The 25,151-nt window shown below is 62.4% G+C and carries 14 protein-coding genes and 2 pseudogenes; 8 read left to right on the top strand and 8 right to left on the bottom strand.

Going from position 1 to position 25,151, the window contains the following annotated elements; translation table 11 throughout:
* The 3 genes and pseudogenes from ACPCUW_RS33620 to ACPCUW_RS33610 all read right to left on the bottom strand — a co-directional run.
* Positions 1-4,422: amino acid adenylation domain-containing protein (locus ACPCUW_RS33620; protein WP_423429343.1), on the bottom strand; the 4,422-nt coding region annotated here is incomplete at its 3' end.
* 55 nt (positions 4,423-4,477) lie between these two features.
* Positions 4,478-5,239 (bottom strand): class I SAM-dependent methyltransferase, encoded by a 762-nt coding sequence (locus ACPCUW_RS33615; RefSeq protein ID WP_423429348.1) that lies wholly within the window; start codon positions 5,237-5,239, stop codon positions 4,478-4,480.
* Between the two features lie 1,495 nt (positions 5,240-6,734).
* Positions 6,735-6,977: pseudogene (locus ACPCUW_RS33610) on the bottom strand (amphi-Trp domain-containing protein); the annotation flags it as partial.
* 668 nt (positions 6,978-7,645) lie between these two features.
* Here ACPCUW_RS33610 and ACPCUW_RS33605 point away from each other — a divergent pair.
* Both ACPCUW_RS33605 and ACPCUW_RS33600 read left to right on the top strand, forming a co-directional pair.
* Positions 7,646-7,792: pseudogene (locus ACPCUW_RS33605) on the top strand (DUF4236 domain-containing protein); the annotation flags it as partial.
* A gap of 111 nt (positions 7,793-7,903) precedes the next feature.
* Entirely contained in the window at positions 7,904-9,982 is a 2,079-nt protein-coding gene (locus ACPCUW_RS33600; protein WP_423429347.1) for a hypothetical protein, read from the top strand.
* Positions 9,983-10,088: 106 nt separating this feature from the next.
* Here ACPCUW_RS33600 and ACPCUW_RS33595 read toward each other — a convergent pair whose 3' ends face one another.
* The 4 genes from ACPCUW_RS33595 to ACPCUW_RS33580 are packed head-to-tail and all read right to left on the bottom strand — an operon-like array spanning position 10,089 to position 12,554.
* Positions 10,089-10,343 carry a hypothetical protein gene (locus ACPCUW_RS33595; protein WP_423429342.1) on the bottom strand — a complete coding sequence of 85 codons (255 nt, stop codon included), beginning with the start codon at positions 10,341-10,343 and terminating at the stop codon, positions 10,089-10,091.
* A 22-nt stretch (positions 10,344-10,365) separates the two neighbouring features.
* Complete coding sequence (locus tag ACPCUW_RS33590) at positions 10,366-11,871, bottom strand: ADP-ribosyltransferase (RefSeq protein ID WP_423429340.1); 1,506 nt, start codon at positions 11,869-11,871, stop codon at positions 10,366-10,368.
* 1 nt (position 11,872) lies between these two features.
* Entirely contained in the window at positions 11,873-12,169 is a 297-nt protein-coding gene (locus tag ACPCUW_RS33585) for a WXG100 family type VII secretion target (protein WP_423429338.1), read from the bottom strand.
* Between the two features lie 31 nt (positions 12,170-12,200).
* Positions 12,201-12,554, bottom strand: a complete 354-nt coding sequence (locus tag ACPCUW_RS33580; protein ID WP_423429337.1) for a WXG100 family type VII secretion target — start codon at positions 12,552-12,554, stop codon at positions 12,201-12,203.
* A 299-nt stretch (positions 12,555-12,853) separates the two neighbouring features.
* Between ACPCUW_RS33580 and ACPCUW_RS33575 the strand changes: the two genes are divergently transcribed.
* Together ACPCUW_RS33575 and ACPCUW_RS33570 are read left to right on the top strand one after the other, a co-directional pair.
* On the top strand, positions 12,854-13,255 hold the full coding sequence (locus tag ACPCUW_RS33575) for a DUF732 domain-containing protein (protein ID WP_423429336.1): 402 nt from the start codon (positions 12,854-12,856) through the stop codon (positions 13,253-13,255).
* A gap of 651 nt (positions 13,256-13,906) precedes the next feature.
* Positions 13,907-14,098, top strand: a complete 192-nt coding sequence (locus ACPCUW_RS33570) for a hypothetical protein (RefSeq protein ID WP_423429334.1) — start codon at positions 13,907-13,909, stop codon at positions 14,096-14,098.
* A 166-nt stretch (positions 14,099-14,264) separates the two neighbouring features.
* On the opposite strand, the gene ACPCUW_RS33565 is transcribed toward ACPCUW_RS33570, so the two are convergent.
* Entirely contained in the window at positions 14,265-14,447 is a 183-nt protein-coding gene (locus tag ACPCUW_RS33565) for a hypothetical protein (protein ID WP_423429333.1), read from the bottom strand.
* Positions 14,448-15,335: 888 nt separating this feature from the next.
* Between ACPCUW_RS33565 and dpdE the strand changes: the two genes are divergently transcribed.
* The 4 genes from dpdE to dpdH are packed head-to-tail and all read left to right on the top strand — an operon-like array spanning position 15,336 to position 25,146.
* Entirely contained in the window at positions 15,336-18,620 is a 3,285-nt protein-coding gene (gene dpdE, locus ACPCUW_RS33560; RefSeq protein ID WP_423429332.1) for a protein DpdE, read from the top strand.
* Positions 18,607-21,207 carry a protein DpdF gene (gene dpdF / locus ACPCUW_RS33555; protein WP_423429330.1) on the top strand — a complete coding sequence of 867 codons (2,601 nt, stop codon included), beginning with the start codon at positions 18,607-18,609 and terminating at the stop codon, positions 21,205-21,207. The genes dpdE and dpdF overlap by 14 nt, the downstream gene beginning before the upstream one ends.
* Complete coding sequence (dpdG, locus tag ACPCUW_RS33550) at positions 21,207-22,112, top strand: protein DpdG (RefSeq protein ID WP_423429329.1); 906 nt, start codon at positions 21,207-21,209, stop codon at positions 22,110-22,112. Before dpdF ends, dpdG begins: the two co-directional genes overlap by 1 nt.
* The gene (dpdH, locus tag ACPCUW_RS33545) at positions 22,042-25,146 is read left to right on the top strand and encodes a protein DpdH (RefSeq protein WP_423429327.1); all 3,105 of its coding nucleotides are present in this window, start codon (positions 22,042-22,044) and stop codon (positions 25,144-25,146) included. The genes dpdG and dpdH overlap by 71 nt, the downstream gene beginning before the upstream one ends.
* Positions 25,147-25,151: the final 5 nt, after the last annotated feature.

Below are 25,151 nucleotides of genomic sequence, written 5' to 3'. Positions count from 1 at the left end.
CGGCATGGCCTGCAGCGGCGAGCGAGCGGGCTCGCCACGATGCGAGTGCAGATAGTCGGCGAGACCCTCGACCGTGGACGCGTCGAACAGATATCGCACCGGCACTTCTCGGCCCAGCGCGAACTGCAGCCGCGCGCTCACCCGGGTAGCAGTCAACGAGTTTCCACCCAGGGCGAAGAAATCGTCATCGAGCCCCGCTCGGTCCCGACCCAATACCTCCGCGAACACCTCGGCGACGATCTTCTCGACCCGAGTCTGCGGCGCCCGGAAGGGCGTGGCGGCAAACATCGGTGCAGGCAAGGCGTTACGGTCGATTTTGCCCGAGGAGGTCAGCGGGAACTCGTCGAGCACCACAATCTGCGCCGGCACCATGTACTCGGGCAACCACGCGCTCAACCGCTGCCGGACGGCGTTGATCTCGGTGTTGGTGTGGGGGTTATTGGCGTGGGTGGTGATTCGATGGTCTCCGGTGGTGGGCAGGTAGACCTCGGTCAGCGGTGGGGCGTGCCGGCGGTCGGGGTCGGTGGGGGTGATGAAAACGGCATCGAGGGTGCCGGGCTGGGCGCCCCAGGTGACGGCTACGTGGTATCCGGTGGTTTCGCCCAAGCGGTGCAACTGTTCGGGTGTAGTGGTGTCGGAAGTCGCGGCGGCCCGGGCGAGTGCGTCGGCCACGGGTAAGCCGTCTGCGAGGGCGTGTTCGATGCGGACATCGGTGATCAGTCCGGTACGGGGGATGCCGGTAATGCGCACGGTGGCGGGATGTCGGGAGATCAGCTCGGTATGCAGCCCGCGCAGCCCTGCGAATCGAGTCCATGCCCAAGAGGGTGCTGTTGCCAGTGAGCGGACCGGAGTGGGCGTTTTGTGGACGATGACGTCGTACCGGTACCTGTTGAGTTCGTTGTCGGCCGATCCGCGTTTGACCTGTATGTCGATTCCGGCCACCGACGGACGACCGGCGGCCCAGCCGGTGAAGAACTCGGGGGCCAGTAGCAATTCGGGTTCGCTGAGCACGGCGAGCCGGACTTGCCGGCGGATCTCGGCGGCGTCGGTGGTGGCGGTGCGGGCCAGCGCGACCGCTGTGCGAAACGCTGCCTGCAGGGTGTGATTACGGACGTCGCCGATGAACATCGCCCCACCGGGGGCCAGCAGATCCATAGCGGCATCGCTCACCTCGGTCAGATAATCCTTGGTGGGGAAGTACTGGACGACCGAGTTGAGAATGATCGTGTCGAAGTAGCCTCGCGGCAATGCCTCGGTGACGTGCGCCGGCTGGGTCAGCAGCTGGACTCGGTCACGCCACGGGATCCGCGACTGCTCGAGCGAGTGCGCGAGATTGTCGATCGCCACCGCTGACACGTCGGTGGCAACATAGCGCTCACACCGCGGAGCGATCTGTGACAACACCAGTCCGGAGCCCGCACCGATCTCCAACACCCGCCGCGGCCGCAGCGCGAGGATGCGATCCACCGTGGCCGCACGCCACTCCAGCATCTCCTCGAGCGGAATCGGATCATCGGTGTAGCTGCTGTTCCAGCCCCGGAAATCCATGCCGAACTCCGACGACGCCACCTCGGCGTCGTACAGCTCGTTGTTCATATGCCGCCACTGTCCGACGATGTCGGCATCGTGATCGGTGGCGGTGTGATCGAGGGTGACGTAGGCGATGAGGTGGGCGCCGGTGCTGCTCCGGTGCATGGTCGCGGCGGCCTGGGTGACCTGGGGGCAGGCCAGCAGCGTGTTCTCGATTTCGGCGAGTTCGATGCGTTGCCCGCGCAGCTTGATCTGGGTGTCGGCGCGGCCCACGTACATCAGGGTGCCGGTGGAGGTCCAGCGCACCAGGTCACCGGTGCGATACACACGCGTCCCGGCGTCCCCGTAGGGGTTGGCCACGAACCGTTCCGCGGTCAAGTCCGGCCGGCCCACATAGCCGCGCGCCAGCGCGGGCCCGCCCAGATACAGCTCGCCCACCACCCCGACCGGGGTCGGGTGCAGCCGCGCGTCGAGCACGAGCGCGCATATCCCTGGAATCGGGGTGCCGATGCTGACCGGCTGCCTCGACGACAGGGGCGCAAGGGTGGCGCCGATGGTGGTCTCGGTGGGGCCGTAGCCGTTGAACATCTGCCGTCCCGGAGCCCAGGCGGCCACCAACTCCTCCGGGCAGGCCTCCCCGGTGGTGACCAGTGTGCCCACCCGGTCCAGCCGGGCCCGATCCAGCGACGACAGCACCGTCGGGGTGAACACCGCCGCGCTGACCTGCTGGTCCTGCAGGAAAGCGGTCAACGCCTCCCCGGCATACACGTGCGGTGGTGCCACCACCAGCGCCGCGGCCGACCCGGCTGCCCACAACATATCGAAGATCGACGCATCGAAACTCGGCGCGGCCACCATCGAAATCCGTGCACCTGCGCCCAGCCCGAACACCGCCCGCTGCGCCGCGGCCAACCCCAGCAGACCGGCATGGCTGACCGCGACTCCCTTGGGGGCGCCGGTGGATCCCGAGGTGAACATCGCATACGCGGTGTTGTCCACCCTCAGCCCAGCCGGCCGATCGGCGTCCGTGATCGCCTCCGCGGACCGCCCGGACACATCCGGAGCGTCGATGCGCACTATCGGACGCGCCGCGGCCCCGGCTACCGTGTCGGACCCGTAGGTCAATACGCACACCGCCCCCACCGCGTCCAGCACCGTGGTGATTCGCTCGGCCGGATGGGCGGGATCCAGCGGCACATACACCCCGCCGGCCTTGACCACCGCCCACCATGCCACCACCAACTCCACACGGCGATCCATCGCCACACCCACCGCGCGCTCCGGGCCGACGCCCTCCTCGATCAGCACCCGCGCCACCCTCGTCGACCACCGATCGAGCTCGCGATACGACACCTCCCGGGCACCGTCGACGACTGCCGGCGCGTCCGGGCCGGCCGCCACCGCCGCCGCCAGTAACTGCGGCGCCAACCCGACCGGCGCCGCCACTCGGGCACCGGACCACACCGACAGCACCAGATCGCGTTCACCGGTGGCCAGCAACGACACCTCTCCCACCGTCACCGACGAGTCCGCCACCACGAGGCGGTCGAGAAGCATTTCCAAACGGGTCATGTGCCTGGCGATGTCGTCGGCGGCGTACCGATCCGGATTCCACATGAACTGAATTCGCGGCGTGCCATCACCCAATTGGGGATAGATGTTGATTGCGCAGTCTTGTATGGGATAGGTGGTCAATACGTTGTACGTCACTTCGGAAGAACCGAAATGCAACGGGGTGGCGAAGTCGAGGATGTTGACCGCCGGGCCGAATTCGATGTTCATGTCGGGTCGGGTTGCCTGGGCGATCAGGTCCGGCCAGCGCCGGAATTGTTGGTGCCGCAGCGCGCCGACTAGGGACTCGGCTACCCGATCGGTCAGTGCGCCGATGGTGTCGCCGTCATGGACTCGAATGAGCAGCGGCACCATGTTCGAGACCATGCCCGTACATTTTTTCAGTGCCGCAGTCGTGCGTGCCGACACCGGCAGAGACAACGAAACATCTTGCTGTCCTGTGGTTTTCGCGATGAACACCGCTACTGTCGCGACAACCCTTGCGACATCGAGTCGGACAGGCCGGTTCTCCTCGAATCGATGCGTGTACACCAGTTCGCGAACCAACGGGTGGCGTGGTGCCACCGGCCTGCGCGTCCCGCCCAGGTCGGTGATGTCCGAAGGTTCACGCACGACGTTTTTCCAGTACTCGGCATCGACACGACTGCGCGAAGACTGCTGATACTTCTGATCCGCGTTGCGGATCAGGTCGAATTCGGAGAAGTCGACTTCGCCGGTCTCGGGCGCTGCTCCCGAATAGACGGCCGCGATGTGCCGGACCATGGTGTGGGCGCCGTACCCGTCCAAGAGAACGTGGTGTGTGCGCAGGTAGAAATACGACAGATCGTCGGTGATGCGCAGCAGCGCAAACTCGGTGAGTCGGTCACGGACCAGATCGATCGGCCGGCGGTAGTCGTTGTCCATCCAGCCGCGCGCAGCGGATACCGGGTCGCGCTCGGCGCGCAGATCGATACAGCGAATGGTCCGCGGAAACGAGCGATCGACTATGAAAACCGGTTCGCCGTCGTCGAGGGATAGCCGCGCGCACGGTGTGCCGAATCGCGTTGCCGCCGATTCGCACGCAACCATGAGCCTCTCGGCGTCGACATCGTGATCGATCGCCAGGAAAACGGCAACGTTGTAGGGGACTTCGGGCCGGAGTTGCTGGGCAGCCCATATCGACCTCTGAGCGGCGGTTAAGGACCCCAGCACCTCCGGATGGACACCGTAGTTGAGCATGATGACGACTTCCGTGTAAGTCTTCGAAGCGTCGAATTCCGGCAACCAGACGACCGATTCGGTGATCGCATGCCGGTTGTAGCGGTGATCGCGATGGCGCACTATGCACCCATAGCCGTGGTCACGAGCGCCGATGCCGATCGGTTCAATCGAATGTTCATCGGGCAGAACTGGCCACCGCGATCTGCGGGCTTCCGGGGAGAGCGGCTGCCTGCCTGCGCAACTCGAGGGTGATCGCCGGGTCGGCGTACCGGGCCAACGCGCGCAGCGCCGACGGGCCGTAGGCGCGCAACGAGCTGATCAACGCGTCGTGCCAGTACGGAAAGATCACCAACGGCAGCGCCGGCGCCAGCATGACGAGGTGCAGTAACGAAGGCGGACGCGACAAGTCGATGATCAGCAGTTTCGCGGCGGCGCGGGTGCCTTCCGCGAACACCCGGGCAGCCAGCGGTGGTGGCAGATGGTGCAGGGACTGCACGAACACGGCGAGGTCGTAGTACCCGTCGGGCGAGTCGATGGCGGTCGCGTCCATCTCGCGCACGGTGGCCCGCGGATGACTGCCCAAATCACCCGCAGCGATCGCCGCGACAGAGGCGGGTTCGATGTCGGTGACCGTGACGTCGGCGGTGGGATGCATCTCCAGCAGCGCGCGCGACAGCCCACCGTGGCCGGAGCCGAGTTCCAGGATCTTGGGCTCGCGCACGTCGGTGACCTCGTCGAGCACGATGCGCGCGAGCTTCCGATGTATCCCGAAAAACCGTTCGCCGCGGTCCAGAGAACGAATTATCTTGCGCTTGCGATCATCGACGTCGTCGCGGTCGAGGTACTCCAGACGATCGGTTTCCAACCGCCGGTCCAGCCACGACGCATCCGGTCCGCCGCGCGGCATGCGGTTGATGTCGAAGGTCTCCGTGGTCATAGCGTTCACCCCCGCGCTGCGGGAACCGTTATCGGTGGATGTGGCCATTCCGGCTCGGCGGTTGGCTGCGACCAGCCGCATCAGGAACGAGGGCCGCGCGAGCCGGGCCGGCGGGTCGACGAAGTGCATCACTCGAAGGACCGCTTCGGCGACGGCCGGATCGTTCGCGGCGGCGGCCTGCGCCTTGTCTATGGGCCAGTTCACCAAGTGTCTCGGCACCCGTCGCCAACCACCTCCCTGGGACACGGTGAAATCGGTGAACCGATTTCCCCGCCACACCGGGCCGATCTGTTTGGCGGTCGCTTTGAAGAATCGCCGGCTCACATCTCCGTCGCGATCGGCCAGGCAGTCGCGCAGCGCGACGGCCTGCAGCGCGGCCATGGTCATGCCCTGCATATATACGGGGTTGAAGCTGCAGATCGCATCGCCCATCACCAGCAGCCCCGGGGGGAATCGACGCATCTTGTCATAGCGTCTCCACGTGCTGGCCGGGTAGTGCTGCGCAGACACCCCGCCGAGCGGCTCAGCGGACCGCAGCGCGTCGATCAGAGTAGGTGGCGCGAACTGCGCGGCACATTCGATTACGCCCGACAGGTCACGGGGAAGTTTGTACCCGCCTACGCCGAACAAGGTCAGGATCCAGGTGTCGCCCTCGTAGGCCACAGCCACCACCCCGGCCGGTCGTTCGGGCAGCGGACTGACCGAGAAACCCAGTTTCTCGCCGATCGTGCCCGCGGGGACCCGCAGAAATTGGCTGGCATAGTTCAGATGCACCGGGTAGCTCTGCTCGATCGGTCGCTCGCAGCCGAGATTGCCGAGGAACGCCGGCGTATGCCCCGAGCGGCCCATCGCATCCACCACCAAGTCGGCATCCAGCACGGATTTCTCACCCGTGTAGCGGTTGACCACCCGGGCGCCCGTAACCCGACGGTCGCGGTCGGTTGTGGGCTCGACGACAGCATGGCTGTCCAGAATCCTCACGTTCTCGATGGCGCGGACTCGCCGCCTGACATGGGAGTCCAAGAATGGTCGGCTGGGTTGATAGACGACCAGCGATGCCGGGTCGGCAAACTTGTCCGCGACATCGAGCTCATGCCGGCCCAACCGGACATATACCCGCGATGGCTCATTGGACAAGACTTTCGCGCCTGCAGCGACGAGTTCGTCGAGCACGCCGGGAAACAGCTCATCCAGGACGTTCGATCCCCTACTCAGCAGAGCATGAAAATGCCGTGCCTGGGGCACACCTCGCCGCTGCTCAGGACCGTCCGGCAGCGGATCCCGCTCGACGAGCGTGACCACCTCGTAGAAGTCCGACAACACCCGGGCGGCGAGCAGCCCGGTCATACTCGCCCCGCAGACGATGGCTCGCTGTCCGAGTTTGCTCATAGCGCTCCCTGCCGCAACTCGCCGTCGTCCTCCTCGGCGAGAACGTTGCCCGTCGACGCTTCGTCCTGTTCAGCAAGCACGAACAGCAGGCATGCCGGGTTCAAATCGTCGAATCACCGGTAGCCTCGTCACGCCAGCTGATCTCGATTTCTATTTCGGTCTCGTCACCGTCGACCTCGATTTCGAGCTCCACATGGACGCGCTCGGGGACGACGATGTCGATCGTGTCCCCGCCGGATCCCAGCTTCACCTCGGAGCCACCGGCAAGCGCCTGCCCGATCGCGATGAGCCGCTCGGCCACTTCTTCACGCGACAGTTCGGACTTCCTGTTGATCTCCAGCTTCGGCACGACAACTCCTGCCTCGATGCGGGACAGATCGATAACTGAACAATAGCTGGTGCGAGGGCGGCGTCGGAGCGAACCGGGAAGCTCGACTGTGCCGGTTTCGGCGAGGTTGTCGGCATTGTGCGCGGCCACGACAGGCACGGTCGGACGTATCTGTGGGGCGCAGGGCGAGTGCACCTCAGCGGCGGGCGCGCAGGGTGCGGAATTTTCAACGGTGGCATCGAGTCCGACATCTCGGCGGAAAGTGCCCAGGTGACAGAGGGGGCGTCATTTGTCGTCCACTGCATGGGTGAGTGCGCTCGAACACGCGGACGTCCGGAGGTGTCACCGGTGACACGAAACGGTGCGCGAGGGGGGATTTCGTCGCCCCGCTGCGACACGACTGGATCCGTCGCGTGCATGAGCGCATCTGTTGATGCTGCTTCCAACGGGTCCAGATCGTAGCAAGTCTCGTATTCGTGTTGGTGGCCGGGGTGCGTGGGCGAGGGCGTCCTGGGGCGAATTCTCGACGGAGAACCGTCCTGGTCGGGAGAAGCATCGCATCTTCGCTGAGTCGCCTGACCGGGGCCGAGCCGCGCCTGCCTGTGCGCTCGCACTGCGTGGTAACGCTGGACCGCTGGCAACGACAAGTCGTTGCAAGGCATGAGCACTGGAGAGGCAGAGATTCGTCGATGGGGTTCTATCTAGGAAAGTCGCTGCGAGCCGGACCGTTTCGCTTCAACCTGAGTACCTCGGGTATTGGGGTCAGCGCGGGTGTTCCGGGGTTCCGAGTCGGAACCGGGCCTCGTGGGAACTATGTTTCCGTCGGCGCCGGGGGGATCCGATACCGCACTGCGATCGGACTGCCGGCCTCCCGTACGCGCTCGGGGGTCAGCGTGAGTCGTACCGATCGGCCAGCCGGGTTCTCTTCACCACCGCCCTACGCGTCGATGACGGACTTGACCGGCGTATCAGCCGAATCACTTGTCTCCACCGGTGGCGATGATCTCGTTCGACAACTCAATGACGCAGCCCGCCGCTGGAATTGGGCACTGGTCCTGACGATTGCCCTTATCGTTCTCGTGATTGCCGCTTTCCCGTTCGGCTTGGTTGCGGTGGTCGCTTTGCCTGCGGTCTGGTGGTTGCGGCAATGGGACCAAGGGCGCCGCAACGTTGTTGTGTTCTACGACGTCACCGGCGACCCCGCCGCGTGGTACGACACCGTCGTCACAAATGCGCAAGCCTTGGCGCAGTCGCACATGCTATGGCGGATAGAAGCGAGCAGACAGCTCACGGGCACTCATCAACGCAAGGTCAACGCGCTGGCGAGAAGTCTCATCAACCGGTCACCTGTCAGGCTGCAGTTCGAAAAACCGAAACACCTGGTAACGAACGTTGTGGTACCGACCTTCGTTTGCGGCCGCGACGCACTGTATCTGCTTCCTGACCGTATCCTCGTCCGCACCCAACGTACGTTCAGCGATGTCACTTACAGTCGACTCGACATCGACTGGTCAGTGTCGCGGTTCATCGAGAGTGGTCGGGTTCCCCGGGATGGCAAACAAGTCGATACGACATGGCAGTACGCGAACATCGGCGGCGGCCCTGATCGCAGGTTCAAGAACAACCGGCAGATTCCGGTGATGGCATACGACAGGTTGACGTTGTCCAGTGGCGAAGGCTTGAGTTGGCTCGTCGACTGTTCCAGGCCGGATTCGGCCAAGCAACTCGCTGCTGTGTTGCGCCGCCCACCCGCTCTCGAAGTCACCGCACCACCGCCCACAGGGCTGCCGGAGCCAACTGCTCGGGATCGACGCGGTGCCCTCGCGCCGCTACCGGCGGAGGTGCAGCCAGAACCGACCCCCGTCGAGCCTCAACCGATCCAACCTATTGCCCCCGAGATACGGAGGGTGGAGAAGAATCCTGCCACGTCGGCGCGGCAACTGCCGGCCGAGGCCAAGTACCGGAAGGCCGCTGGTGCCAGCGACATCGAGGCGACGAGCAGTCTCGGGGACCTGTTCGAACAGGGTGATCCCGCACAGGCCGATCACTGGTATCGGAAGGCCGCGCAGGCCCGCGAGATCAGTGCGATGGTCTCTCGTGGGCACGACCTGCGGGAGAGTGATCCGGTGCAGGCCGAACACTGGTGGAGGCGGGCCGCCGGAGCCGGTGACATCCGTGCGATGGTAGGTCTTGGCCTGCTGTTCCGTCAGCGGGGTGACCTGGTGCAGGCCGAGCACTGGTGGAGGCGGGCCGCCGAAGCCGGTGACACCGTTGTGCTGGGTGGTCTCGGGGACCTGTTCCGTCAGCGGGGTGACCTGGTGCAGGCCGAACATTGGTATCGGAGGGCCTCCGAAGCCGGTGACACCGATGTGCTGAGCATTCTCGGGGACCTGTTCGAGGAGCGGGATGATCCGGTGCAAGCCGAACACTGGTATCGGAAGGCCGCCGACGCCGGCGACCGCGATGCGATGCGAAGTCTCGGGGACCTGTTCAAGGAGCGGGGTGACCTGGCGCAGGCCGATCACTGGTATCGGAAGGCCGCGCAGGCCCGCGAGATCAGTGCGATGGTCGCTCGTGGGTACGACCTGCGGGAGAGTGATCCGGTGCAGGCCGAACACTGGTGGAGGCGGGCCGCCGACGCCGGCGACACCCTTGCGATGGTAAGTCTTGGCCTGCTGTTCCGGCAGCGGGATGACCTGGTGCAGGCCGAGCACTGGTGGAGGCGGGCCGCCGAAGCCGGTGACACCGTTGTGCTGGGTAGTCTCGGGGACCTGTTCCGTCAGCGGGATGACCTGGTGCAGGCCGAGCACTGGTGGAGGCGGGCCGCCGAAGCCGGTGACACCGTTGTGCTGGGTAGTCTCGGCCTCCTGTTCGAGCGGCTGGGTGATCCGGTGCAGGCTGTGGCGTGGTATCGGAAGGCCGCCGACGCCGGCGACATCGACGCTATGTGCAGTCTCGGGGATCTGCTCGAACAGGCTGATCCGGTGCAGGCCGAACACTGGTGGACGCGGGCCACAGAGACCTGAGTACTGGGAGTGGGTGGGTACACCCAAACGACGGAATGGGCTTGCAGTCGGTGGGTCGCCGGTTGGGGAACGCTACAAAGCGGCCGCGCCCGTGCTCGGTGCGGGGTCAGTCCGGGTTGCGTTTTTGCCGCTGTTGGTTCACCCATTCCTCGTATTCGGTGCCGTCGAAGTCGTGACCTCCGAATCGGTCGGACAAGCGAAATTTCTTCTCTTCGGGAACGTTGGCGCGAGCCTGCTCGAATGCGGCGAAAGCAGCATTAATTTCGGCCATCTCTTCGGGAGTGGTGCGGGTCTCGCGGGTGGTTTCGAATGTCTTTCCGCCGATGTGCACGCGGTCTGATGATGTGTCGTCGTCGGTCATTTCCAGTGTCCTTCCTGGTGGATCAGTGTTCGACCATGCGGATGACGGTGTGCCCAGTGGCAGGATCGGTGAACCTTTCGGTCACATCGAACGGTGTGCCGCTGCGGAACAACACCTCTTGTTCGCGCCGATACTCCGGTTGCGCATATTCGGTGATGTCCTTGCCTGATTTCGAGAATATCTGAAACTCCACATCTCCTGGGAACGGTGTTCCTTCGGGGGCTCGTGAGGTCGAGGTGAACCCGTCTTCGGTGACGGTTTTTCCTGGTTGGTAGCGTGCCAGTACGTCCGGTGGCATCTCCTTGGAGTCCACGCGCCGGGTTACCACGCCCTTGTAATCCGGCAGCTTCCCAAGCGCTTCATTCACGTTGTCCACCCTGAATTTGAGCGCGTCGCTGCCTTCGACCCGGCCGTCGCGGAGTGCAGCATTCAGTTCGCGTCCGCCGGATGTGGTGTAGTCCAGCAGGGCGTCATTGTCTTTGCCGGTCCATCCGGCGGGGTCGACCCGCGCCGGCGCGGGCGCCTTTTCGATGGTAGGCGGTTTCTTTATTTCCTCGCCGAGCTTCGACAGATCTTGCAGCTCCTTGGTGCTTTTCGCGAGGTCCTGTTCGAGTTTGATGCCTTTTTCGAGTTTATGACCTGCTTTCCAGGCATCGATGATCCCCCGTATCGGTGCCGCGAAGCGGGCCGCGATTTCAGCCACTTTCGCCGAGGCAACCGCCGCGCCGATGCCGAACGTGACAAAGCTGGTGACTACGCCGATAGCCGCGGTGATCGCCAGTTCTTTCAGTAGTTCCTGGCCCAGTTCTTCGAGCTGGGTTTTCAGATCTTCCCGCAGCGTGTTCAGCGCGTCGTGATGCTGCGCGCACGCGGCGCTGAGCGCGCCGAACGCACCGGCGACGGTCGTGGCGGCGGACTTGAGTTGCTCCAGATCGGTGCTGATGAAATCGGTTTCCGGCGATCGGATTACCGAGAACATGCCGTGCACACGCTCGATTTCGGCAGGCAGATTCGCCACCGCTTCAGCTGCGGCCAGTTGGGCCCACGCGGTGGAGATCTTGCCGAGTTTGCCGGTGTCGCCGTTGGGCACGGTGATGCCGATCTTCTCTGCGAGTTTGACCCCGCCGTCCTCGAGGCCGTTGCTCGGGCCACCCGCCGAGGGCAACGGCACCCGGCACGAGTACACCGCTGGAGTCGGTGCAGCCGGCTTCTCCGGCGGAGATCCCTTGTCGCCTATGGTCGCGTTGTAGTCGGCGAGGGCGTGGTTGTAGCCCATCTCGCGCAATACACCGGCATAGTTGTCGATGGCTTCGGCGGCGTGCACCGCGGTGTTCATCGCGTCGTAGGCGTGCTGGTCGTAGCTGGCGGCCCACTTCTGCGCTTCGTCGTAGGTGCCGGCCATGTGCTCACAGTCGGCTAGCGCATCCCATTTGCCGTCGACGACGGTGAACAGGTTTTCCGCAGCGGTGTGCAAGGCCGCGGCCGCGTCGTAGAACACTTGCGGCTGGACCGCGATCGTTGTGGCCACCTCACCGCCCCAGCAGGCGCAAATTGGCTGCCACGGCGTCGGTGTAGTGACCGTGCGCCGCCGCGGCGGCGGCACGCATGGCTTCGATTCCGTCGTGCACTTCGCTGGCGGCCTTCATCCAGGTCTGGTGTGCAGCAAGGTGTTTGTCCGCGCCGGACCCGGTCCATGTCTGGTGCGCGGCCGAGATCCGGGCATCCAGCCCCGCCAGGCTGTCGGCGAGGAACCCTTGCAGGCCGGCGATCGCGCTGGTGACGGCATCGAGGTGGTCCAGGTCGACGCGATACCCGTCGATGGTCATGCGGTTTCCCCCTTGATCGGAATGAGAGCAGTCATGCGGTCGGCGTGGTGTGGAATGTGTCGGGATCCATGTTCAGCGCGCCGCCGATGCTGCCGGCGGCGCGGTCATCGACATCGGCGTAGGACACCGCGACCACTCCCAGTAGATCAGCCATCGTTGCCAGGGAGTCCAGAACCTCCAGGGCGCCCTTCTTGGTCTCCTCCCATCCCGATAGGTAGGAATCCGCCGCAGTGCCCTTCCATGTGGTCATGAGTCCGTTTATCTCGCTATCGGCGGACCGGATTCCGTTCACCAGCGCGGTGGCGGTCATCTGGACGAACTTCCCGGCATCGCGCACCTCGGCGGGAACCACCGAGAACGCGGCGCCCGGCGGCGTGTCTGCCATGAGTGCTCCCTGTTATCCGACGTTCGGTCGTGGTGTGCATGAACCCCAGGCCGTGGCGCACCACCGAATGAGATTGTGCCTGGCCGGTTCTGGTTCTGACTGACGGCCACCGGACCCGGACCCCGCACACTCGGTGCACGCCGCGCTGGATGACCATTCCGGCTGGACTAGACCGAAGCCCTGGGCGGCGAGAAGACATCACACCGCCGGCGACCGTAGCATCTCTAATTGCTGTTCCCCCCAAATAGATTCGTCCTACTATCGACTTCCGCCCGCTGCCTGTTCGAGGGAGAACTCCCATGCATCGACCCTGGCTTGTCACTTCTCTGCTGGCGGTCGGTGCCAGCTTGTTGCTCGTTGTCCCTGCCGGATCGGTACACGCCGACCCTGCTCCGCGGCCGGACCCGTGGATTCAGGGTCAGATTGACGCGCAAACCGAGGACGTTGCCGGCTTCTTGAACGCCATCAACATCATGGGTATCGATCGAAGCGGTATGAGTGACCCAGACCTGGTGGTCAAAGGTCACCTGATTTGCCAACAGGTCTACAGCGGGCGCGGCGACATCAGTGGCTCAGCTCTCCCTCACACCCGCCCTAGTGACTACCACACCATGGAACTCGTCGAAGCAGCGAGCGTGAAGTACTTGTGCCCGCCAGCAGCGAAATACATTGGGCAGGACAGCCTCGACGAAGTGCCATGACGAACCGCTGCGGTCACTCGCATCGTCCCGTCTCTTCCTTGGCTACTCTCCGGCTGGCGTTCCTCTGGGGTTACACCCACTCCGACACGGGGTGTGAGTGCAGATCCGTGAAAAGTCACGCTACGCGGTTTGGCACAGCCCGCCATGCAACCGTCCCAGGGCCTGATCCGCTCGTTGAACGGCTCGAACCATGCCTCCCGGAACGGGATTCAGACGCCACGGCTACTTGCTTAGCGCAGGATATCTCGAATCTGGCCCCCACGTGCCGGCACCGGTCGCGCCGGGGAGCCGTTCGTGTGCAACGGTTTCCGTCGCCTCAGCCCAAACCCGCGAATTCCGGCATCCGCTCGGTCAAGCGGCGTGTAATCATCGAGCCATGCACGACCGGGTGATGTTGATGACGTGGAATCCTGAAAAGTGGGATTGGCGTGGCGATTACGACGCCGCGATCGACCAAACAGCAACTGGTCGCGTTGTACCTGACAGCTGGTCGACAGGTACCAGGACGGGTGGGTTTTCCCCGGGGATCGGGCTTTTCTACTCCGTCAAGGCAATCGAGGGCGCGGCATCGTAGCCAGCGGTTGGCTGACCAGCGAGATCGAGCAGGGCGCACATTGGGACGGCTCCGGCCGACTCGCTAACTACGTCGGGGTGAAATGGGACGTCGTCGTCGGTCCAGAGGACGCGCTGGCAACGGAGATCCTGCAGGTCCGAGTGCCCGGCCAGCATTGGCGACCCCAGGGCGGCGGAGTCTTGGTGAAGCCGGATCTCGTCGACGATCTCCAGGGCCTGTGGACCGACCACATCACCGGTTTGGGACGTCGACCTGCTGGCAAGGGGTGAAGTGATCTCGTCTAGGAGTGCAGGGATTTCATCGCCCCGCAGCGCCACAGCTGGGCCGGTCGCGTGATTGAGCGCATCTGTCGATGTTGCTTCAACAGGTCGGGTAGTAGCACTTCTCTGTTCTGGATTCGTGCACTAGCGGTGCGATGCGCACGAATTGCCAGGGTCAGGATCCGGCCTCGTTGAGATCCGTGACGGTCGCGTCCGTGCCCCAGGCCACTGCCAGTTCGGTGGTGACGTAGGGGAGTGGGGAGTTGGCGAAGAACGAGGCGACTGCGACCTTGCTGGCGTGGAACTGGCTGGATTGCGGGGAGCGCGGTTTCGGCGGCGACGATAAGCGTCGGTGCACCGTGAATGACCGCGGGCGAAACCGTGGTGGGGATCTGAGTATGAGCGGTGGCCGGAGCCGACGGTTGACTGGATCTTATTGTTGCTCTATACTTTTCATCAATCAGGCACCCAGGCTTCAGCCAATCGGCTGGAGCTTTTTTTATGCCCGCAACTCAGGGCCTCCGGTACTTCGCCGGGGGCCCATTGTCGTATTTGGAGGTCTTCTTGTTGATCATCGCCGCTTCCGTGGTCGCAGGGAGCCTTGCACGGATGGCTCCCCGGATCCAACTCCTCGCACCGATCCCCCACATGGCAATGATTGTTGTCGCCACCGCGGCAATGCGCAGGTTCGGTCCGGAGGATACGTCGAAGGCACCCAACGTATTCGGGCGCCCTCGCTGCTCACGGCGCACGACTACAAGCCCAAGTCGCTACACCCGACCGAGCAGGAACGAATAGGCGACCTTCTCGACGTTGAACGAGCTAATCTCAATGCGTTCCTCTTACCGAGGTTGAGGGAAGAACTGAGGCACCCAGTGCGTGACACCGTCCTCGTAGCCACGTTCGTCCACGGGATAGTGGTGACAGAGTCGAAGTCCGCCGTGGCCCACTCGCATTCCACGGCCGGATCCATCTTGAGGTATCGACGAAACCTGTCCGCCCCTTGTACGAGCGATGACCCGTCTCAGCCGAGAGCGGCAGACCCGTGTCCACTGCCGCCATCAGGTCCGCCACCATCGCGCGGAGCTGTACCTGGCCAGCACCACCCGGCACGCCGACTGAAACTTGTTGTCCGGCGAGCGCTTCAGCTGGTCCGATTTTGTCGCTGCTCCGATGTAGGTATATGCATGGAGTTCTCAACGTGGGGATCGCTAGAGGGGGTTCAACTGTGACGGCTCGATGGGCAGTGGGACAGTTGGTCGAGTATGCGGGTTCGGCGGGGATTGGGAGGATCGGCAAGATCGCCGATGGTGAGGCCCGCGTCGACTTCTTCGAATCTGTCGCCGAACCTCTGGCCTACTCCGATCAGGTACCGATAGCGAAGTTGCGGCGCGTCATCCTTGGCACCGACACCCGGGTCTACCGGCGGAATCCCGACACTGGCGACTGGCTCGCGGGCCGCATCCATACGCGCGTTGGCGGTACCTATTACGTACGGTTCCCCAACCATCAGTACCACTTTCCGATACCCGAAGACCAACTTCGCGTGCGGTGGGACCGTCCCGTGGCCGATCCGATCACGGTATTGACCGCGGGTGGCCACGAATCAGCCTACTTTCATGACGCCCGTATCCCCTTCCTTCGAAACCTCGTAGCCCAGCGAGCTGCGAGCGCAAATATCCCAGCTTTGCTGTCCTCGGCAGTCGAACTGTTCCCTCATCAGATCCGCGCCGCTCTGACAGTCCTAGCCGACCCAGTACAGCGATACCTGCTGGCTGACGAGGTGGGCCTGGGAAAGACGGTAGAGGCCGGCTTTATCATCCGGCAGACATTGATCGATAAACACGATGCACGGATCTGCATCGTGGCGCCCGACCTCCTTCGAAGGCAATGGATTCGGGAACTCCGACTTAAGTTCTTCATTGATGACTTTTGTCCGCCCGCCCAGATCAGCTTCGTTGCGCACGAGCATCCAGAGCGCTGGGCAAAGCATCATTACAGCGATCTCGTCGTGGTGGACGAGGCGCATCGCCTTGTCCACGTCGACGGCCCCGACGAATCCCCGTATCGGGAGCTCGCAGGTTTAGCGCACTCCTCGACACGTCTTCTGCTTTTGTCCGCCACCCCCATCATGTCGCATTACCTCACTCAACTGGGAATGCTCCATTTGTTAGCGCCCGACCTCTACCGGTGGACCGAGCGCGATGCGTTCGAGGAGAAGTATCGACTGCGTTCGGAGTTGGCCGACTCCGTGTTCGCCCTGGACAGCGAGTACACCTACCTTTTGCCCTCGGCGATCGCCAGGATCAGGGACCTGCTGCCTGCGACGGACGAGCGTTTCACGGATCTCAGTCGACATGTCCTCGATCTGCTGGACGATGATGATGAACTGCTAGCGGGTACTGATGCCTCAGAACTCAAAGCGCGCACCGAGGCTCTGCGAGCGCACATCAGTGAGGCGTACCGGCTCCACCGACGGGTTATCCGGCATCGCCGCCAAACCGTGCTGCACGATGATCCTGACGCTGAATTCCTGCCGTACGATGTTCGCGGTCGGCAAGACCCGGAACCGATCCTCATCGAAAGTGAGGCGCACGACTTCGCACAATCAGCGCTCGCCGACTGGCGTGCTCAGATGTGGGATCACCTCTTGGACAATGGTTTGGAAATGCTCAAGCCTGCCTACGGGATGGTCCTCGGCATCCTGGTTTCCCGCGGAAGTGCACTTGCCGGCGATCTTCTGGACGCCCTGGCGTGGCGAGTCGAGAGGGATGAAGATGCCGCTAGGCGCACTCATCTCAGCGAGAGCGAGCGCATACTGCTTACGGAACCGGAGGTTTTCGATTTCGAGCGCGCGATCCTCGATGATCTCCGTTCACAGCCCGGCGTCGTTGTCGCCTCAGCCAATCACCTGGATGATCTGATCAACGCGATGTTGCCGGCGCTCCGGCGCAATCGCCGAGTCGTACTCTTTTGTGGGCCTGGCACTCTTGCAGGCAGCCTTGTCGACCGTTTAGCGCAGCGGTTCAAGAGTCTGGCCGTCCACGAACACACTCGACGCCGTGATATGGACGCATCGGACGAGGCTGTTTCAGCCTGGTCGGCTACCGCCCAGGCATCGAATCAAGTGCTGGTAACTGATGATTCCGCCGAAGACGGACTCAATCTTCAGATCGCGGACGCCATTATCCACGTTCGTCTGCCTTGGTCACCGAACCAACTCGAGCAGCGATTGGGGCGAGTCGACCGCTACCAACCGCCTCAATTCGGTCTCAGTACTCCAGCACGTCAGTACAGACTCGCCGACCCGGACTCGGGAGCTTCCTTCCTCGAAGCCTGGGCTCGGCTCCTCACCGAGGGCTTCGCTGTCTTTTCCGGTTCCGTCTCAACCCTCCAAGATGCAATCGCGAACGGTATCAACGACGTCTGGATCGCAGCCCTCGAACATGGACCGGAAGGCTTGCAGTCCAAGATCGCAGCCGTCCAAAAGGAGTTGCACACGGCACAGCAGGAAATCGACAAGATGGACATGCTCGAAGCGATTCACGAAACCTCCACCGAGGGCCGGGACATCGCGGAATCGATATTGGCGATAGAGAGCGACTGGCGCGGGATGCAGGATTCCCTGCTCGACTATGTGTCAGAGAAGGGTGGCATCAAACTGCGGTACGAGGTTCGCGAGGTTGGGGGTGTTTCGCGCGTCGTGTTCGATCCACTGGGATCCCGACCGCTTCTCGATCCGCGCCAGTGGCAGAGGGCAAAAGCGCAACTGACTTTGCACACCGTGCAGGGTGCCTTCAATCGATCTGCTGCTCTGCGGGCATCCGACACACGGCTCTTCCGCGCTGGCAACCAGCTGGTCGATGTCTTGGCCCAGGCGATCTACCTCGATGACCGCGGACAGGCCTCGGCCTTCCGGCGAGTCCACAGAGGCTTTCAGGGTGATCCCATCGCGTATTTCGGCTTTGACTATCTCGTCGAGGCCGACCTGGCCACTGCCCTTGAATTGGTCAAGGATCACCCTGACGCGCGGACCGCTCTTCGTCGTCAGGCAGACAGGTTGCTGCCCCCGTTCACCCTCAAGGTTTGGATTGAAGCAGGTGCGTTCTCGCCGATCTCCAACGAACAGGCACTTGGTTGGCTCAATCATTCCTATGACAACAGGCGGGACCAGAACTTCAATATGAGCAATACCTCTGAACTGTTGGAGGTTTTCGGTGGTTGGGACCGTTATCGAGAGACAGCGGATCTTGCCGCACGGGTGGCGCATGACCATCTTTCCGAGGTCACCGACCTCGCCCGAAGGTGCACCCAAGCACAGGAACAATCGCGTGTTCATGTCGCGGTTGCGATGGCCCAGGCTCAGACTCGTCAGGCGGCCGGTCACCTTGTCGGTGATGCAGAAAGTCTGTTGACGGATACGGCCGTGACCAGCGCGCTCATCGAAGATCTATCCCAGCCTTCGGTGAAGGTTATCGCCGCCACGTGCATCATTCGGTCAGGACGCGAGGTGCGACGTGACAGCAAGTGACTGGGTCAAAGCCAAGCAACTATTCTCCGCTTGGCCGAATCCAGATTCGTCCGACGGAACACAGGGGACGGCCAGCCGACTCGCTGATGCATTGACGGGTTTGCGAGGCAACTCTGCGGGTTGGCGCGACATCACGTCGCTGACCAGGCAGATTTTGCTCGAGGCGAGCGCAAGAGGCAACACATCGCCGTTGCTCATTCCGGCCGTTCCCGAAATGCCCACGGTCGAGCAATGGAGGAATTCCGGATGCGAAGCGCTGACTACTACCGACGGGAGAATCAGCGTTTCAGCTATCCCTTGGCACCCGCAAGTTCCGGAAGGTCGAGCGGCTCGTGCTGCGGAAGCCGACCTAAAGGATGTCTATCTCGGCAAGGACTTTGCGCAGCGTCGTCTTTTCAACGAGGTGTCCGCGGATCCGTTCTGGGAGACAGCCCTTGGTTACGACAGCTACTATTCCCTCGGCCAGAGGCAGGCGGCACGAAGCGTCATCATGGCTCCGGCTGGAAGCACGACAATCATCTGCCTCCCAACTGGACATGGGAAGACACCGGTCGCCCTCGCCCCGGCACTACTCGCCGGCCGGGCACAGGGAATGTGCATTGTGGTCGTCCCAACGGTTGTGCTGGCCCTCGACATGGAACGCCGTACACGTCACTTGCTGGAATCCAAAGGCGTGAAGTCTTCTACTGGGCGTTATGCCTACACTGGCGACCTTCCCGAAGGAGTAAAAGAGCAACTTCGCGACGACGTTCGATACGGGCGCCAACCTATTCTCTTCACTTCACCTGAGGCCATTACGACAGCCTTGCAGAGGCCGTTGGATGAAGCGGCCGCAGCAGGGTGTCTCGGCTATTTCGTCATCGACGAAGCTCACCTGGTCGAGCAGTGGGGCGATGAGTTCAGGCCCGACTTCCAAACTATGGCCGGACTACGCCGCAACTGGCTTCGTAGGGCCCCCGTCGGGCTCGAGCCCAGGACCATCGCAATGAGTGCCACGCTAACCGACCAACAAATCGAGACGTTGGAGGGCTTGTTCGGCACCCCCGGTGCAACGGGCATCGTCTGGGCTTCTCAACTTCGTACCGAACCCAGTTACTACGTCGACTTTCTCCCCGATGAAGAAGCCCGTCGTGACGCGGTCCTGCAAGCTCTGACTCTGCTGCCCAAACCGTCGATTCTCTATGTGTCCAAGGTCGAGAAGGCGACAGAGTGGGCTGCATTGTTGGCAAGATCGGGAATGCGCCGTGTTGTCGCAGTCACCAGCAAGTCCAGTGCGGACGATCGTCGAGAGGCGATGGAAGGTTGGGGAGGCCGCGGCACCGAGGGGGCGCTTCCAACTAAGTTCGACACTGTAGTCGGAACGTCCGCCTTTGGACTGGGTATCGATCTTTCCGATGTGAAGACGGTGATCCACGCCTGTATGCCGGAAACCGTGGATCGCTACTACCAGGAGGTCGGGCGTGGGGGTCGTGATGGTAGCCCCTCGCTGGCCTATATGGCGACCGTAGAGGCGGATATCCCGATCGCAGAGAGATTGAACGAAAAGGTAATCCTTCGCCCAGAGACTGCGTGGGACCGCTGGAACGCGATGTTCCAGCAGCGCCAACGTCCTGATCAGGACGGTATCTATCGAATCGATCTGGATAGCTACCACGCCAGGCTTTCCATGGAATCGGGGCACAACCGTCTCTGGAACATCCGAGCGCTCAATCTGATGGTTCGAACCAAGCTGGTGGAGTTGAGCGCACCTGAGGCTCCGCAACATGCGGAGGACGAACCTGAAGACATTTGGCTGCGGCGGCAGCAAGAGTACTTCACGTCGCTATCCCGAACGATCGATGTCCGATTGCTTGATGGCAGAACGAACGACCGAGAGCACTTTCTGCGAAGGATCCGGCCCGCGCGGGCTCAGATCCTGAGTAGTCAAAGGTCCGCACTCAACCGACTGCGGGTAGCAGTTCGGGGCAACCAATGCATCGGCGACGTGCTCGCTGACTACTACGTCCTCAATCGCCCCGATGGGACCCACGAAACCGCGCCTGCATGCCGAGGTTGTCCTCATTCCCGTGAGTACCAGGAGTTGCCCGCGGCCGGCGGCTTTTACCGGACACCCTGGCAGCCGGACCCGCCTGCCATCAAATGGGTCGACGTACCAAGTGACCCACTCGCACGCTTCCGCGGACGGGACGAGACTGCACTCAGCATCTGGTGGGAGCGCGATGAGGAGTACCGCGAGTCGGTACCAGATCTCCTGACCGAACTGTGCAGGCGCGGCATGATTATCGTCGGAGGGCCAGGGATCAGCAGTGCCACGAGTAAGCGCATCCAACGGAGTGCCTTGCCACATCCCCTGATCTTTGATTCTGACGAGGACATGCTTACACGCTTCCGGGGGCCGATCGTGTGGGTACTGGACGGCTCGCAGGACACGATGAGCGCCGCCGCGGCCGATCGTTTCGAAAGCTCCGACGTGACCTACTTCGTTCACCAGCGGAGCCTGGTCCACCCGAGCAGACCCAGTGTTCGCCTCATCGATATTCAGTCCACCAGCAGTATTTCCATTCAGAGGGCGCTGAGGAACCTTTAATGGCATTGATCAACGTTTACAAAGAAACTCCGGTACTGCCGGCCCCTATGTGGGCAATAGTTCGCCTTCTCGCGGTGGAGAAGCGTTCCGTTCGGCTCGACAAAGCGCGGAACATGCTCAGTCCAGGGACCGTCTATCCCGACGACAAGTTATTTGAAGCCGCCCTCTACGGGCTGACCTCGCTAGGGCTGGCGAAAAGGTCCGATGATGAGAGACTTGAACTGACGGGTCGGGCCAAAGGTCTGGAGGAAACCGACTACATCGGATTCATTTCCGTATTGCGACAAGCTGTCCTCGCTGCGGACTTGAATTCTGGCCTCGGAGATGACGACAGTCAGGCGGGCCCTCGGGATCTCTGCCGCGCCTTGTGCTGGTTCCTTGCCCAGGATCCTTCTGGTGAGTCACTCAATTGGGCGGCTGCCCAGCAACTCCAAAACAATGCGCTCAAAGCCGAAGTAGGCCTCGTATTCTCCAACAATGCACGTTGGGCTCCATTCATGGCCTGGGCGACCGCGCTCGGCTTCGGCGCACCGGCGCTGGCCATCAAACCAGGGACAGCCAGTCATATAGTGGCCGACTGCACCCCAGCCGTGAGACAGACCGTTCTATCACTCTGGAAACCAGGCGAAAGCGTGAGCGCGATCGAATTGCTTCATGACTTGCGCAAGTCCCTGCCGGTGCTCCCGGGTGGGGCATATTCGCTGGCGGTCGGGCTTGATTATCCCGGCGACGACGTCGCTGGCCAGTCGCTATCACACGCACTTCTGCGCGGTGTCGACGAGGGCTGGTTGGAACTGCAACGTTTCGCGGACGCGAAGCAGGTCCTGAGCGTTTATGACCCCGATAATCCGAACTTCCCACGCTCGTACAGTTCCGCCAAGATCGGTGAGGACCTTCATGCCTGAACTTCGCGGCCACTTGTGCTGGGACCCAGACACTGCCGGTAGGACGGTACACACCGAGGCAGTCAAACCTTCGCCAGCAGTCTTCTTGGCCACCCATGCACCATTGCGTATTCACAAAGCTCGCATCCAGGGACGTTCATTGGTCCCCATGGACAGCGCCGTCACGGAACGAGTAGTCCTCGACGACTTTCTGAATCGCAAGTCCGATACCGGTACATTGCTGATGCCCATCGTAGGTGACTCCGGTTCCGGCAAATCGCATCTCGTCCGTTGGGTTCGGGAGAATATTCCGCAGCGCGACAACTACCAGGTGATCTACCTCGAGAAGTCGCAGACGAGTCTTAAAGCGGTCGTAACTGCCCTGCTCGAGGGAGTCGAAGATGATTCTCTCGCACAGTTGCGATCTGATGTTCGCTCATTCAGCGCCAGTTTGGATGATATCGGACTCGCCCGAAGACTGATCAACGCGCTCAATGAGGCTCTTGCCACCACGACCGCTAAGGATCTCTCAGGAGACGCTCGAGTTCTGGCTGGCCCCAAAGGCTTGGCCGTGATCCTCCAGGATCCCTACATCCAGGAGTACATGCTTGCACCTGGAAAGTTCGTGCCGCAGTTGGCCTATCAACTTCTCCATGACAGGGACCTCAATGCTCCCGAACGTCCGGCAGGGTTCACGACCGACGATCTTCCGTTGAAGGTGCAAGACATCAAGCAGGCCGCGAAGATCTCGCAAGGGATCCTGCAAAAACTGTTGTCCACCCCTGGTCTGAGGAGCGCAGCTGCCGACCTGCTCAACCAGCACTTGGAGACTGCCGTGCAGAGCGCATCCAAGGTGGGTTCTGGCCGTTTGCACGAGGCGATGCTGCAGGTTCGGGAGGTGTTCGCACGCCAAGGCAAAGAGATCATTCTTTTGGTCGAGGACTTCGCCCTCATCCAGGGTGTGCAACGAGAATTGCTTGAGGCGCTGACCGAAGCCGCGACTCGTGAAGGTCAGTTGCGTTACGCACCAATGCGCACCCTCATGGCCGTGACCACAGGCTACTTCAGAGATCTACCGGAGACGGTGATGAGCCGGGTGTCGGCTGCCACCACGGGCTATGTATACGACCTTGACTTGGTCTTCAGCCCTGAGGACGACGGTACAGACCAGATCGCTTCGTTTGTTGGTCGCTATCTCAACGCCGCGCGGGTCGGTGACGAGGAACTCGACAGTCTTGGTGATCGGCCGGTCCCGAATCGTTGTGACACTTGCCCTCTGAAGCCGCAGTGTCACGAGTCCTTCGGTCATACCGACGAGGGCTTCGGCCTGTACCCGTTCAATAGGTCAGCACTGGTGCGGATGGTGCATTCGGTCGCCCCCGCCGATCAGGAGTGGGCATTCGTGCCGCGATCGGTACTCAGCAGTGTTGTTCGTCCGATTCTGGTCGACAGTTCCGTCGAGATCAGGGAGGGTTCGTTCCCTTCCCGCGCTTTCAAGGAACGGTTCCGCACTGCACTTATCGATGAACCACTGTCTACTGCTGTAGCGGAGGCAGTCAACACCTACGACCCCCACACCGCCGAACGCCACAAGCTAATGCTTGAGTTTTGGTGCGACGCACCCGCCGATCCGGCCCATGTGGACGCTGGCTTGCTCGATGCGTTCGGTCTGCGGTCCATTCCCGGTGAGACTGAGCAGGTCGAAAATCCGAAGCGCTCCAGTGCACGCACGAGAACCCCCGGCCATCCCCCCGCACAAGCCGATGCGATTCCTGAATCGCTGAGCCGACGGATCAAGAGCGTTGAGAACTGGGTTGCCCGCGATCAACCACTTCCACAGGACGTTGCCAACGATATTCGCAAGATAGTCAGCGAGACGGTTGTCCGCCGCTATTCGTGGTCATTGCCGCTGATCAAGGAGATGACCGCGGACGAGGTCAACAAGGCGTGGCCGGCAAAGTCGACAGTGGTCTCCATCAGCGGAGCTGCAGGTGAAAATTTGGTCGGAGTAGAGAATGCTCCAATCACGTTCGAACGTACCGCGCGGAACAGCCAGTTCTTCCAGAGTCTGCTCCGCGCCAAGGCGGGCGTCGGGGGAACTCGTGCCGAAGATCTCAGAAGGCTCGCAAGGATCGCTGAGTCGAAATCCAACGCGTTGACTGCTGCACTCGAGCGGCATTTCGAAATCTCAAACGCGGAGTTGGTCGCGGGATTTCGCGCTTCTCTGCTCGGAGCAGCGCTGGCCGGCCGGGCATGGCCGGGCATGGCCGATGACGAGTTGCTTGCGGCGGCTCTGGATGACGGGCGCGAGTGGAGCCGCAGCGATCAGCAACTCCGCACCCCGAGTTGGCAGCAGGTTCTCGTCCGACATTTGGAGAATCGGGCTCCATTGGTCGACAAGCTCCGCAATAGTGTCGGGCTTTCTCAGGGTACTGGTGCGGTCCGGATGGTCGATGCGGCCCGAGCGCTTCCGCTGGTCCGCCTAGCTGCCCAGACTTGGACATGGAGTGGCCATCAGCCACCCCCAAGTTGGGTCAAGGATGCCGTCGCGGGGTTCGCTGGATTGGATACGTGTTTCGATGAGCAGGTCGGAGTGCTTCGCGCGAGTCTGAGTAGCGTGCGGCAACGCCTTCCCCGCGGTGTCGGCTACCGCGAAACCGTTGAGGCGGTGCGTGCGGCGCTGAAGGAGTCGGAAAAGGTTGGGCTGCTACCCGATCGGGACAAGAAGACCCGACTCAATGACTTGCTGTCTCGCTCGGACACCGCGGAGTGGCGCACGATCACGATGCTGGAGGACGACCTCGAGAAGATCTCCTCGGCCGAGGATGCCGAGTCGTCGATCTTGGCTAAGGTCAGGGCGGCGGCCCGGGATCGTGGTGGATCCCTTGAGCTCATTCGCGATTGCCTTGTCCTGGCTGACGAATGGCTGACCGATGCTTTGGAGAATGCCGCCGCCCGTAGCGACAGTATGGGCGACTCGGCCGTGCAGCAACTGCAATCTGTTCAGGACGAATGGGCTGCGTTTTCCGGACTGGGGGTCAACGGAAGTGTCTGATGGTT

This window comes from Nocardia sp. AB354, assembly GCF_049538315.1.
Lineage (GTDB): Bacteria > Actinomycetota > Actinomycetes > Mycobacteriales > Mycobacteriaceae > Nocardia > Nocardia nova.
The sequence above is the reverse complement of the archived record's forward strand: the minus strand, read 5'-3'. Positions and strand labels throughout refer to the sequence as shown.

Bases quoted from the DNA above. Each gene is read 5' to 3' on its own strand.
- ACPCUW_RS33615 (WP_423429348.1), bottom strand. From the start codon at position 5,239: ATGACCACGGAGACCTTCGACATCAACCGCATGCCGCGCGGCGGACCG.
- ACPCUW_RS33600 (WP_423429347.1), top strand. From the start codon at position 7,904: ATGACGGACTTGACCGGCGTATCAGCCGAATCACTTGTCTCCACCGGT.
- ACPCUW_RS33595 (WP_423429342.1), bottom strand. From the start codon at position 10,343: ATGACCGACGACGACACATCATCAGACCGCGTGCACATCGGCGGAAAG.
- ACPCUW_RS33585 (WP_423429338.1), bottom strand. From the start codon at position 12,169: ATGACCATCGACGGGTATCGCGTCGACCTGGACCACCTCGATGCCGTC.
- ACPCUW_RS33580 (WP_423429337.1), bottom strand. From the start codon at position 12,554: ATGGCAGACACGCCGCCGGGCGCCGCGTTCTCGGTGGTTCCCGCCGAG.
- ACPCUW_RS33575 (WP_423429336.1), top strand. From the start codon at position 12,854: ATGCATCGACCCTGGCTTGTCACTTCTCTGCTGGCGGTCGGTGCCAGC.
- dpdG (WP_423429329.1), top strand. From the start codon at position 21,207: ATGGCATTGATCAACGTTTACAAAGAAACTCCGGTACTGCCGGCCCCT.
- dpdH (WP_423429327.1), top strand. From the start codon at position 22,042: ATGACCCCGATAATCCGAACTTCCCACGCTCGTACAGTTCCGCCAAGA.